This window comes from Wolbachia endosymbiont of Aedes albopictus, from assembly GCF_024804185.1.
GTDB classification, from domain to species: Bacteria; Pseudomonadota; Alphaproteobacteria; order Rickettsiales; family Anaplasmataceae; genus Wolbachia; species Wolbachia pipientis_B.
Window position 1 is genome coordinate 210,312 of record NZ_CP101657.1, and the last position, 11,836, is coordinate 222,147.

Genomic DNA, 11,836 nt, shown 5'->3' on the forward strand with positions numbered 1-11,836 from the left:
CTCACTGCTTGTCGTCACTTTTTTTATCATTATTACTAACCACAGTAATGGCATACGCACATAACTCTGAGAAAGAGACTCCATTTTCTTGAGATAGTTTATATAATTTTTGTAGACTTTCTTTTACTTTGTTAGGAATATTCCCTCCACGTTCTTTTACAAGCCAGGAATCTTGATGATGAATTGGATGAGCATCACTTTTTGGATTTCCTATATATATTGCAAAAGGTGAACTTTGTCCTTTGAAGTCACATTGTACAGTAAATTTTTTTATAGATTCAGCCATCTAAAGACCTCTACTTTTCTTTTTGGTCGATTTTATAGCAGGTGGAAGAGGTGGTTTCTTTATAAAATCTTGTCTATTGATAACACTTTCTTTACCTTCCAAAGCTCGGCGAACATCAGCTCTGCTTAATTGCGACTCTTTTGCTACCTTCATTCCATGCTTTGCCATAACATTAGCATATGCTAGTATTTTTTTTACCAATTCTAGATCACCATCTAGCATTTGAACTAGCACTTGAAATACTTCCACTAAAGTTAGTCCATCAGCATTTATAACCTTGTTTTCTATAAAATTGACAGCTTCTTCAAATTTGTATTCAATACTATCATCTTGAGGTATAAGGGCAACATAATCGGTGTTTTTGTCGTCCATAACTGAAGCACTATTACTCACAAACTTAAGTTTATACTATATATATAAATACTCTACTATTTTATATTATGGCACGCTATAGTTAAACATTTATTAATAACATGCTCTCTTATATACACGAATTAATTGACAAAAGTCAAGGATCAATATCCATCAGTGATTTCATGAATGCCGTTTTGTACCATGAAAGATACGGCTACTATACGAGTAGATTACCACTTGGTAAGGATGGTGATTTTACTACTGCACCTGAGATCAGCCAATTATTTGGTGAAGTAATTGCAGTTTGGATAATGCATACATGGGAAAAATTAGGAAAGCCATCAAAATTTTCTCTAGTTGAACTTGGGCCAGGCAAAGGAACACTCATTCACGATATAATAAGAGTCACTAAAAAGTACAGCAGCTTTTTTAATTCAATGTTGATCCACTTAGTTGAAATAAGCCCTACTTTACGGAAGATACAAAAGGAAAAATTAAAAGGCTTAGGTGTTAATTGGCACAAAGATATTGACAACCTACCAGAACAACCAACCATTTTTTTAGCAAATGAGTTCTTTGACGCTCTTCCGATAGATCAGTTTGTTTACCGCGATGGGCAGTGGTACGAAAATAGGGTAACAAAACAAGATGATGGAGTGTCATTCCAGTGCGTGGCACTGAAATCCAGAAAGAAAGAATCATGGGTTTCAGTATTAGCGACTCAGACGACAAATGGAAAACTTTTTAATGGTGCAGTGGTGGAAATATGTTCAACTGGGGTTGAAATATTAAAAAAACTTGAGAAGAAGATACATAATAATAAAGGAGCTGCGTTGATTATAGATTATGGTTATGTATATCCTGGATATAAGAGCACTTTGCAATCGATAAAACAACATAAGTATGCTAATTTTCTTGAGAATGTTGGTAATAGCGATATTACTGCACTTGTAAACTTTCAAGTATTAAAAGATTCATTAAAACACGTAGATTGCGAGATTTTAACTCAAAGAGAATTTTTATATCTTTTTGGCATAAAAGAAAGAACTCAGGCTTTAATGAAAAGCGCAAGTGATGAACAAAAGAATAGGATCTTTAGTGAATTCTTAAGGTTGACTGAAAATATGGGCACTCTTTTTAAAGCAATGCTATTGATAGTATAGCTAAAATAATTTATGTTATTGGGAATGTTGTAACAAAATTAGGTATATTGGTACATACCTAAGTGGGATAAAAGGAGGCTGACATAGCGGGTTTTATACTATTCTAGAAGTGATATGCGGAAAAGGGGGGATTCGAACCCCCGACATATTTTCATATGTGCACGCTTTCCAAGCGTGTGCTTTAGACCACTCAGCCACCTTTCCATGTATTCATAATATTGAAAATTATGCTGCTAAACAATATAAAAACCTGGTATATAGGGTTCACCACGGAAATTCACAGTATTGTTAAACTTGTTTTTGCAAGTTGGAAATGTTTTATCGCAACCTGCGAGTATTGAATATTTATCTCCAGCAAAAATTTGGTATGAAGGCGAAGTAAATAATGTAACCACTCTATTTTTATATTCTTTTACTATACTTTCAAACGCTGTTGAGCCAAAGAATTTCACTACTCCGTGCTTATAATATTCATCACTCTCAGTTAAATTCGTGTCTTCAAATCTTCTTTCGTCTATTACTTTAGTGATTGTACTTATTTTACTAAATTTTTTAGTATCGGCTTTACATTTATCATCGCAAAATTGTGCTCTGCATGCAGGAGAGTATAATTCTGCTATGCTTCTCTCAAGCTTTGCTGAAAGCCCTCTAATTTCAACAATAAATCTTCCACTACTTAATGTCACTTTACCAAAAGTTCCTGAATGTAGATTCATTGTCCCCTGGATCAAGTCTTTATAATTCACAAGAAATATCTCAATATTTGCAAAGTCGTACTTTCCTGATAAAACATCTTCTTCTTTAATATCAACACTATTTAATATCCCTTCAATTTCTAGATTATCAGTTTTTAAATCGCTGTTTAATATTATACTACTGGCTGTAAACCCACTTGAAGATTCATAGAGTATATTATCAATATTTAAATCTTCATCATAGTCAGTGAATCCCATTACTTCTCCACCTGCAAGCATTAATTTCCAGCACGTAGCAGTGGTAAGTAATTCTCCAGCTAAATGATTTTTTAGTGTGGTTTGCATAGGGGCCTCCTATAAATAATGGTAGAAAAGAAACGGCTGCTATGTTGACTAAACTCGCTTCTTCAGATCTCTATAAAAATTCTCATGTGGAGCAAGGGCAAGAAATGTTAATTCATCATTTTGTTCATTGTAAAAATAAGCCAACAAAGTAAGTTGATTAAAAATGGAAAATTTATACACACGAACATTTGCAAGGTCGCCTGATTTGAGCTCTCCAATATGTGGATTGCCTTGGACTTGCTTGATAGCTTCTTCAAGTTTAGATAGTTGATTGTTATGCAGCTTTTTCATTGACCGCTTAAAAGTATTGGTAAGAAGAATTTTCAAAGCTTTATAGGCTTATACTCTTCAATATTGCCTAATTTAGCATCCTTGATGCCTGAAAGGATTTCTTTAATGATGTTATAGCTTAGCTCAGGGTTATTTTCAACAATCTGACCAACTTTAGCCCAATGCTTGACTTGTTGTGGTACGGAACGATTTTGTAACATAGAATGAGACTGTACTATTTTCTCAAATTCTCCATCAAGATTTACTGTTATATCCATGATATTGTTACTTCTACTTTAAGCTGTTATACCATATATTGAAAATTTTTTCAATATAAATAATTTTCATCTGGAAATACACACCACATTCAAGCTGTGGTGTGTATTAGCTGGTTAGAAAGAAAACTTCACACCAGTGAGCAGAAGAACTCCTTGGTTAGAAGGTACATCAGCATCATTTTTATCTTTCATCACACCTTTTTCGTCAGTCATAAAATAATGGAGAGCTGCATAAGGAACAAATTTGCTCTTACTGCATGCAGGAGAAAGATCATATTGAACGCCAAGTGCACCATCGTGAAGCATATCTCCATCATTCATTCTACTGCCAAAGTATGTCAAGCTTGTGTAGATATTCTCATATTGATAGCCAACACCTGCAGTCCAGTACATAGTGTCTTTACCATCTCCTACAAATTGATCTTCTAAGCCTTTCACTCTTTTACCATCATCGGTAGTGGTACCACTACCAATTTTGCTGTATTCACCATTATTGCCTAATTTTTCAATACCTTTTGGTTGACCAGATTTGCCCAAATATGCAAAAGAAGCAGCAAATTTTACACCTTGATCTTCATTAATCTTATAATCAGCACTTGCACCTAAATTAATACCTGCCAGGTTATTGTATTCTATGAACTCATTATAAAGATGCTTACCTTTATTTGGTTCTTTTACTTGACCATACTCACCAACCACAGAAGTTTTAACTTTTATGTTATGTTTACTAAAGTCATATTCATATGATGCACCAGCACTTATTATGTGCTCATAGTCTGGCCCAACATGTCTTAGCGTCTCCTCATGTTTTATCCCCGTTACCTTATCACTTGAATCTTTGAGAAGATCTGGAGCTATTTCTTTTACAACGGATAAACCACTATCATAGCGAGGTGAGTAGCTAATACCAAATCTTGCACCCATATAATTTGGTGAGTAGTAAGCAGCTCTAAACGGCAGTGTAGTCATAACATCTTTGTTGTATTTCCCTGCCATACGGAAGGAGAGTTTTTCACTCTCGCTTGAGAAGCTTTCAGTGTAAAGACGTGGTGTTACGTAAAATGGAAAATTTGCAGCACTTCCTTCTAAATTCACTTTTCTGAACCAGTCGCTATCTGCAGCCCCGTCAACAGTTGCAATTCTTGTTGCATCAAGTCTCATCAGAGCCTCAGGCCCAAATTGGTAACCAAGCTTCACGTCACCATATTTTGAACTCAAAAACACATGTGCACTTCTGCCCCTTGCAGCATTCACACCTTGTGATGCTCCCTTACCTTCAGTAACTGGGACATGAAACTGCACATCAGCACCATAAAGAAGTCCTAAATCTTCATTTTTGTTTTCAGCTCTTAAGTGCAATATTGCATCCGAAATCATACCCATGCTTTCGCTATAATCACCAATATTTCCTATTCCCCCAGGGAATATTGGATTTGCTCCTTTTATGTTATTCTGAGCATTGTTGAAATAATCTGCAGATTTGCCCGGCATAATGTTATAACGCTTATCACCAATTATTCCAGGTTTGCCATGGCTTTGAGCATCAACAACACCACCGAAAGTTATTCTTAAGCCATCTTTTCCTTGGTTAGTGTCGATAATATCAACCCCACCAACTGAAACAACAGGATTTGCCTTAACTTTTTCCTCTGTATTTTTGTTAATAACTTTTACATCCTTCTTTACATCTTTAGCTTTAATTTTAGCATTCTTAGTTTTAGAAACCTTAGTTTTTGAAACTTTACCTTTTTCTATATTAGAATTCTTAGCATTTAGAGCTTTCGCTTTTGAATCCTCTATAAGCTTTGCTTTTTTCTCATTTGCTAGCCTAATCTCCTCTTTTTTCTTCTGCTCGGCTGCTAATCTTAGCTCCTCTTTTTTCTTAAGCTCTTCAGCTTTTTTTCTTGGATCAGTATTACATATTCTGTCCATCTTTTCTTTCAATTTTTTATTTGATGTTTTCATAACTTCTGTTTTTCCAGAAGTTTTTGTGCTCTCCTGTTTTTTTATTTCCTTCATACTCTCATCAGGAAAGTCAGCTGCAAAACTGCTGAAAGAACATAAAGTTAATAAAGAAACTAGAGCAGTTCTAGTATAAATAGATTTTTTCATGAAGTGCCCCCAAAAAATTTCGAAATCATTGTCTTAAATGTAAATAATATAAAAATGTTGAAAATTCAACTTAAAGCAACCTTATAACGAAAATAAAAGTAAAATGCAATACCTTAAAAGCAACTTTCTTAATACGCTCAACGTGTATATTAACCAAAACTTAGTACAGAGGTTCGCTTGTTAGTGCATTATAACTCTACTATTTATTCTATGGAAGTAAAATTTTTCCACCACAAGTTATTTGCCATTCTTCTTTAAATTTCTTCAGATGTTCTTTTTTTTCGCACTCTAAAAGCAGCTCTTCCACGCTTTTGTTGTAGCTTTCAGTAGTAATCCTTCCCTGATGATGCACGAACCTTAAGTAAATCAAATAAGTATTAATTACATCCGTTTCGCAATAATCTCGAATCTCTTGTATTTTGCCGCTATCGTATAAGCCCATAACTTGTGACCCATCAACTCCAATCTTACCAGGAAGATTAAATGCTGCACAAACTTCGTTCATTTTTACTCTTGCAGAGGCTCCAAAATCAGAGAGGGTTTCAAGTAAGTCACAATGCCAATCACTACTATATCTCTGATTGTAACTATTCCACTTATCGCCAGCTTTATGAAAATATTCTGCTTGAATGCCATGGACCATAGCACGATACTTCAGTACTGGTATATCAAAAGTGCGTCCGTTGAACGAAACTAATCTTGGCTTTTTCTCTGATATGTAGTTAAAAAATCCTTTCACTAGCTCCTTTTCACTGGAATTTAGTGTGCCTCCAGATCTAATTTCTTGCAGTGTGAACACTTCGTAACCGCTCTGGCAGCTTATATTGCAAAGTAAAAAACTAATAACTACAATTTGATGGAAGGGCTGACGCAGAAAAGAGTTCTGCCCGTTTGTTATTTCCAGGTGGTATTTTGTTAATGCGTCCCTTTTCTCTTCCACACTGCTATTGTCATCAATATCCAGCAAATTCTTGCAGGAATTTATATCCGGTATAGTTTCAATATCAAATACTAACAAAGAATTAAGCATTGCCTATATACTCCTCCGGACGGTTGATCCAAGGTCGCACTTTTACGAACAAAAAGAGGTGAACCTTGCTCTCAAATAATTTTTCTAGTTCAGCACGTGCTTCGATATTAATTTTTTTAATATTACTGCCATCTTTCCCTAGCACTATTTTTTTATGACTATCTTTCAACACGAATATGATCTGTTTGATGACTAAACTCTCATCTTTTTTTTCCTCAAATTGTTCAGTTATAACAGCTGTAGAGTATGGCAATTCTTCACGCAAGTTCAAGAATAATTTTTCTCTCGTAATTTCTGCTGATAAAAAATTTGTCGAGGAATCGGTTATTTGATCTTCTTCATAAAACCAAGAGCTCACCGGTGCAACTTCAGACAAGTAATTCATCAAATCAGAAAGGCCATCATTCTTTAATGCTGATATCATAAACACCTTTTCAAATTTATAAAGCAAATTCAGATGCTCATGAGCCATCTTGAGTTCTGGCCTTTTTACCAAATCAGTTTTATTGATAACCAAAATGCATCTGCCTTTTGTGCGCTGCAGTCGTGCAAATATAGTTTTTATTCTTTCTATGTTTTTTAAGTAATTGCTTACATCAACAAGTAACAAAGTGATATCATCACCCTTTATTGCTGACCATGCAGATTTGACTAAAGCTTTTTCAAGTTTTGTTTCTGCTGAGAAAATTCCTGGGGAGTCAGTAAAGACAATTTGTGTGTTGTTGCATGTTGCAATACCCCTTATTTGCGTCCTTGTTGTCTGCACCTTAGGGGTGACAATTGCAATTTTCTTGCCTATGATGCTGTTAATTAATGTAGACTTCCCAGCATTTGGTAAGCCAGCTATGGTTACAAATAAGCACTTTTGTTCTTTCACAAAGGAAATTATAAAGAAAACTGGATGACAGTGTCAAGCACTGGAATCTCGGCAACCCCTACGTCATACCGCCGTGGTATCTCTAGATCCCGCTAACAAGCAGCGGGATGACGAATTGCTTAACCGTCATTCCACCGCAGACCGTCATACCGCCGTGGTATCTCTTAGCCGCTAACACGTAGCGGGATGACGAATTGCTTAACCGTCATTTCGCCGCGGCGCTAACAAGAGATCCCGCTAACAAGCAGCGGGATGACGAATTGCTTAACCGTCATTCCACCGCAGACCGTCATACCGCCGCGGTATCTCTTAGCCGCTAACACATAGCGGAATGACGAATTACTTAACCGTCATTCCACCGCAGACCGTCATACCGCCGCGGTATCTCATCCGCTAACAAGCAGCGGGATGACGAATTGCTTAACCTTCATACCGCCGCGAACCGTCATTCCGCCGCGGTATCTCTTAGCCGCTAACACATAGCGGAATGACGAATTGCTCAACCTTCATACCGCCACGAACCGTCATTCCGCCGCGGTATCTCTTAGCCGCTAACACGTAGCGGGATGACGGCAATCCTACGTCATACCGTGATTTATTCACGGTATCTCATCCGCTAATACATAGCGGAACGACGGTTGTCGTTTAGTTACAAATATTAAGAAATTTACCAAATAAAAAAAAAGGCAAAAGAAGCCCCGAGTAGCGAGTTTTGACTCTATATTACTGTAAGTGGCGCTGTAATAATGTGCTAACGCTTAAAATAAGCGCGATTTGGCTGAATGTAGAAAAAATAAAAAAGACATGCAGCCGCTATAATTTTATGTAATCCGCCAATAAATACTCTGAGTTTTTTACTGAATTTTGTCATTGAGCCTGCAGGTCAAAAACAAGTTTTGAGTCATAAATACCCTTAATACTACAATAAGGGGGCTGGCGGAGTTTGTCAAGCAAGTTTTTTGCAATATCAGAGGATAATTTCGACCATAAACCCCTACCAATAAATTTTAACAAAAATACTTTAGTGCATTTTCAAATATAAGCATTCCATCACTATATTTTGGTACAGCAATACCTAAACGCTTGCTCTTTTCTTTTTCAAGAGGCCAATTATCTTGCTGAGTAAAAAATATTCCCCTCTCTGGATGGGGCATTAAAGCTAGCACTCTTCCACTTTTATCTGATAAAGCTGCTAGGTCGTATGTAGATCCGTTCGGATTGTAAGGAAATTGTAGGTTAGCATAGTTGCCATTTTCATCAATGTAACGTAATGCAGTGGAATTGCTCTCAATCAATTGGTTCAAAATATCTTGATCCATAAAAAATTTGCCTTCCCCATGAGCAATAGGGAGATATAGTTCACTCAGGCCCCGTAGCCAAATAGAATTACTCTGCGGATTAACTCCCACTCTAATCCAACGGCATTGATAATTGCCTATATCATTATGGATTAAAGCTAGACTAGAGAACTCTGGAATTAATTTTACCAATATCTGACAACCATTACATATTCCTATAATCAGCTTGTCCTGAGATAAAAACTCTTGAAACTCATCCAACAAGTTGTTTTTAATACGTAAAGCAAACGCATTACCAGCACCAGTGTCATCACCATAGGAAAAACCTCCTGGAATTGCAAGTATATTGCTTAATCTCAGTTCACTTGGATTATCTATGATATCATTAATGTGAACGATTTTTACTTCAATATTACTAATACCAAGTTTTCTGCTGCATTCTATAAATGCAAATGCGGTTTCTTTTTCGCAATTTAAGCCATAACCAGATAGGACTGTGATTTTCATGAATTGCTAAAAATTAGAAAATTCGAATTTCTTTTTTACAAAATTTACTACTAAATTTAACGCAAATAACACCAATAATAAAGCTATAATTGCAATAGCAGCAAGTTCAATAAATGCAATTTCAAGACTACTTGACCATATGTATATTTGTACAGGCAGAACAGTCGCCGGATCGAAAAAGGACGTAGGTGTATCAGCAATAAATGCCACCATACCTATCATAAGTAAAGGGGAAGATTCACCTAAAATCCTTGCAATTGCAAGCACAGTACCATGTATTATTCTTGGTAACGCAATTGGTAAAGAGTGATCTAATATCACCTTGATGTGAGGTGCACCGAGCGCAAACGCTGCATCTTTTATCCTAATAGGAACATTCGCAAAGGCATTTTTTGTTGCAATTATAATATTAGGTAACATCATAAATGAAAGAGTCATTCCACCAACAAGTGGTGAAGAGCGTGGTAGCCCAAATATGCCAAGATAGAGAGCTAAGCCCACTACACCAAATATTATTGAAGGCACTGCAGCAAGATTATTCATACTAATTTCTACAATATTAGTCATTAGCCTATTTTTAGGCATAAATTCGTAAAGACAGATGCCCGACATAATTCCTATTGGTAATGCTAATGCTAGGCACACTATAATTGTCATTAATGAACCGATAAATGCCCCTAAAATCCCTGCATTCTCAGGTTCACGAGAGTCAGATTTAAGGAATAAAGACTTATTAAAAAATTTTTTCACTCTCCTCTTTTCTTTTAGCCAATCAAGTAATTTAGCATAACGATCATTCAAATGTTTATCTTTATTTATTGAATTAATTATACTTGACGCGGTAAACCAGATCTCATATTCACCACTATCTTTTACTTTCTTACAAAAAAAATTCTCTAGTTCTTTGTAAGAATTACGACTTAAAATTTCGTCACTGTCTTTAAAATCAGTTCCTTTAAACACCTTACGTAAAGAATCGTTGAGTAAGCCAATGGACTTATACCGCAAATCACTAGGATTATTTGTTAAAGTAAGATCAGCACTTATTTCAACTGGCAATAAAATTTTCGTTACTGTTAAGGCACTGTAAGAGTTAACTAATATACTCAATAATATACACACAGGACAGCCAAGTGAGATAACTAGTGCCGTGAAAGAACAAAAACGTAATGCTCTATTCTTTTTATTTTTCCTTTTTATACGAGCATGTACACGCTTTGACTGAAGTAATTTAAGGAACTTTTTGTTTATACTCATTTATTTTTCCTGGATCCTATCGTCAAGCCCACAGCTGTACAAACGTCCAGTTTAATAACCTTTGATGCCATGCAAGTAGCTGACACTGGAATCCAGTTATAAAAATATTTACAAATCAGGCAATTGGTAACAGACTCCATGCTAAAAATAACATCCATAATATAGAATAAGGTAGATCCCAGTATCAGCTACTTGGATGACACTGGGGAAGTGCTGGGATGACACAATTGACATCACTTCCTATTATATCTACTTAGATTTCTTTTTAACATAAGTAGTACGCTCTTTGATCCTTGCAGCTTTTCCAAATAGTTTGCACAGATAATACAGTTTTGCTCTACGAACCTTTCCTTTTCTTGTCACTTGCACTGAAACCAGTGCAGGAGAATAAACAAAAAATTGAGACACTATACTTTCTCCATGGCTCACTTTTCTGACTACAAAAGAAGAATGTAACCCGCGGTTCCTTTTTGATATACATACACCTTCAAATATCTGTATACGTTCACTTACACCGTCAACTACTTTAAAAGTGACCTTCAAATCATCGCCAGGACGAAATTCTGGTATTTCTTTAGCTAACACTTGCATTTGCTGTTCGTTAAATTTTTTAAGTAAATTTGTCATTTATCTCTCCATTCAATAATTCAGGCCTACGCTTTTTTGTTATAACATGAGACTGCTTCTGCCTCCAATCACTTATTTTTTTGTGATTGCCAGATAACAAAATCTCAGGTACTTTATATCCCTTCCACTGCTCAGGTCTAGTATATTGAGGATATTCAAGCATACCACCATCATAACTAAAACTTTCTTCAATAATACTATCGGAATTATTTACTACATCTGGAAGAAGTCTAATGCATGCATCGAGAACCACCATCGCAGCTGGCTCACCTCCTGAAAGTATATAATCTCCGATACTTAATTCATAAGGAGTATACGCATCAATTATCCTTTGGTCAATACCTTCAAATCGACCACACAATATTGTTATATGAGGAAACTCTAATAATTCTCTGGCAATATTCTGATTAAACTTAATTCCAGATGGAGTCATGTAAATAAACTTAGTGTTTTTATGAACAGAGAGCATACTATCTACTGCATCACCAACTACATCAGAACGCATAACCATTCCTGCTCCACCTCCATATGGAACATCATCCACAGTTGAATGTTTATCTTTCGCAAAAGAACGAATATTTATTACTTCAAGGTTCCATATTTTTTTTTCTAACGCTTTTCCAGCAAGAGAATAGTTCAAAAACCCGGGGAACATTTCTGGAAATATGGTTAATATTGTAACATTAAATGCCATTAAGGTTTATTTTAAGTTATTTGGAGCTATACTCTAAGAACAG

Annotated in this window: 13 protein-coding genes and 1 tRNA gene; 1 reads left to right on the forward strand and 13 read right to left on the reverse strand. The window is 35.8% G+C overall.

The features are described 5' to 3' along the window. Window position 1: 1 nt before the first annotated feature. Together NHG98_RS01045 and NHG98_RS01050 are read right to left on the reverse strand one after the other, a co-directional pair. Entirely contained in the window at window positions 2-286 is a 285-nt protein-coding gene (locus tag NHG98_RS01045; protein ID WP_007549418.1) for a DUF2610 domain-containing protein, read from the reverse strand. After that, on the reverse strand, window positions 287-658 hold the full coding sequence (locus NHG98_RS01050; protein WP_096616676.1) for a hypothetical protein: 372 nt from the start codon (window positions 656-658) through the stop codon (window positions 287-289). It abuts the gene before it with no gap. A 101-nt stretch (window positions 659-759) separates the two neighbouring features. Here NHG98_RS01050 and NHG98_RS01055 point away from each other — a divergent pair, with 101 nt between their 5' ends. Further along, window positions 760-1,803 (forward strand): class I SAM-dependent methyltransferase, encoded by a 1,044-nt coding sequence (locus NHG98_RS01055; protein WP_096616678.1) that lies wholly within the window; start codon window positions 760-762, stop codon window positions 1,801-1,803. 117 nt (window positions 1,804-1,920) lie between these two features. On the opposite strand, the gene NHG98_RS01060 is transcribed toward NHG98_RS01055, so the two are convergent. The 11 genes from NHG98_RS01060 to trmD all read right to left on the reverse strand — a co-directional run bounded on the left by NHG98_RS01060 (window position 1,921) and on the right by trmD (window position 11,793). Beyond that, window positions 1,921-2,007: transfer RNA gene (locus NHG98_RS01060), tRNA-Ser, on the reverse strand. Window positions 2,008-2,036: 29 nt separating this feature from the next. Then, entirely contained in the window at window positions 2,037-2,843 is an 807-nt protein-coding gene (locus NHG98_RS01065) for a DUF2163 domain-containing protein (protein ID WP_096616680.1), read from the reverse strand. Between the two features lie 48 nt (window positions 2,844-2,891). Further along, on the reverse strand, window positions 2,892-3,134 hold the full coding sequence (locus NHG98_RS01070) for a type II toxin-antitoxin system RelE/ParE family toxin (RefSeq protein ID WP_259245453.1): 243 nt from the start codon (window positions 3,132-3,134) through the stop codon (window positions 2,892-2,894). Between the two features lie 32 nt (window positions 3,135-3,166). Beyond that, window positions 3,167-3,391 carry a TA system antitoxin ParD family protein gene (locus NHG98_RS01075; RefSeq protein WP_096616685.1) on the reverse strand — a complete coding sequence of 75 codons (225 nt, stop codon included), beginning with the start codon at window positions 3,389-3,391 and terminating at the stop codon, window positions 3,167-3,169. 114 nt (window positions 3,392-3,505) lie between these two features. Then, on the reverse strand, window positions 3,506-5,503 hold the full coding sequence (locus NHG98_RS01080; RefSeq protein ID WP_096616688.1) for a WD0745 family porin: 1,998 nt from the start codon (window positions 5,501-5,503) through the stop codon (window positions 3,506-3,508). A 208-nt stretch (window positions 5,504-5,711) separates the two neighbouring features. Beyond that, window positions 5,712-6,533, reverse strand: a complete 822-nt coding sequence (locus NHG98_RS01085) for a 3'-5' exonuclease (protein ID WP_096616691.1) — start codon at window positions 6,531-6,533, stop codon at window positions 5,712-5,714. Next, complete coding sequence (gene era / locus NHG98_RS01090; RefSeq protein ID WP_096616693.1) at window positions 6,526-7,410, reverse strand: GTPase Era; 885 nt, start codon at window positions 7,408-7,410, stop codon at window positions 6,526-6,528. The genes NHG98_RS01085 and era overlap by 8 nt, the downstream gene beginning before the upstream one ends. A 1,007-nt stretch (window positions 7,411-8,417) precedes the next feature. Continuing rightward, entirely contained in the window at window positions 8,418-9,215 is a 798-nt protein-coding gene (locus NHG98_RS01095) for a phosphoribosylformylglycinamidine synthase subunit PurQ (RefSeq protein ID WP_096616156.1), read from the reverse strand. A 6-nt stretch (window positions 9,216-9,221) separates the two neighbouring features. Continuing rightward, entirely contained in the window at window positions 9,222-10,472 is a 1,251-nt protein-coding gene (locus tag NHG98_RS01100) for a PstA family ABC transporter permease (protein WP_096616154.1), read from the reverse strand. A gap of 249 nt (window positions 10,473-10,721) precedes the next feature. After that, on the reverse strand, window positions 10,722-11,099 hold the full coding sequence (gene rplS / locus NHG98_RS01105) for a 50S ribosomal protein L19 (RefSeq protein WP_096616152.1): 378 nt from the start codon (window positions 11,097-11,099) through the stop codon (window positions 10,722-10,724). Next, complete coding sequence (gene trmD / locus NHG98_RS01110) at window positions 11,083-11,793, reverse strand: tRNA (guanosine(37)-N1)-methyltransferase TrmD (protein WP_096616150.1); 711 nt, start codon at window positions 11,791-11,793, stop codon at window positions 11,083-11,085. Before trmD ends, rplS begins: the two co-directional genes overlap by 17 nt. Window positions 11,794-11,836: the final 43 nt, after the last annotated feature.

Excerpts from the sequence above, each read along its gene's own strand:
- NHG98_RS01045 (WP_007549418.1), bottom strand. The coding sequence starts at position 286 with ATGGCTGAATCTATAAAAAAATTTACTGTACAATGTGACTTCAAAGGA.
- NHG98_RS01050 (WP_096616676.1), bottom strand. The coding sequence starts at position 658 with ATGGACGACAAAAACACCGATTATGTTGCCCTTATACCTCAAGATGAT.
- NHG98_RS01095 (WP_096616156.1), bottom strand. The coding sequence starts at position 9,215 with ATGAAAATCACAGTCCTATCTGGTTATGGCTTAAATTGCGAAAAAGAA.
- trmD (WP_096616150.1), bottom strand. The coding sequence starts at position 11,793 with ATGGCATTTAATGTTACAATATTAACCATATTTCCAGAAATGTTCCCC.
- NHG98_RS01070 (WP_259245453.1), bottom strand. The coding sequence starts at position 3,134 with ATGAAAAAGCTGCATAACAATCAACTATCTAAACTTGAAGAAGCTATC.
- rplS (WP_096616152.1), bottom strand. The coding sequence starts at position 11,099 with ATGACAAATTTACTTAAAAAATTTAACGAACAGCAAATGCAAGTGTTA.
- NHG98_RS01055 (WP_096616678.1), top strand. The coding sequence starts at position 760 with ATGCTCTCTTATATACACGAATTAATTGACAAAAGTCAAGGATCAATA.
- NHG98_RS01080 (WP_096616688.1), bottom strand. The coding sequence starts at position 5,503 with ATGAAAAAATCTATTTATACTAGAACTGCTCTAGTTTCTTTATTAACT.
- NHG98_RS01100 (WP_096616154.1), bottom strand. The coding sequence starts at position 10,472 with ATGAGTATAAACAAAAAGTTCCTTAAATTACTTCAGTCAAAGCGTGTA.
- NHG98_RS01065 (WP_096616680.1), bottom strand. The coding sequence starts at position 2,843 with ATGCAAACCACACTAAAAAATCATTTAGCTGGAGAATTACTTACCACT.
- NHG98_RS01075 (WP_096616685.1), bottom strand. The coding sequence starts at position 3,391 with ATGGATATAACAGTAAATCTTGATGGAGAATTTGAGAAAATAGTACAG.
- NHG98_RS01085 (WP_096616691.1), bottom strand. The coding sequence starts at position 6,533 with ATGCTTAATTCTTTGTTAGTATTTGATATTGAAACTATACCGGATATA.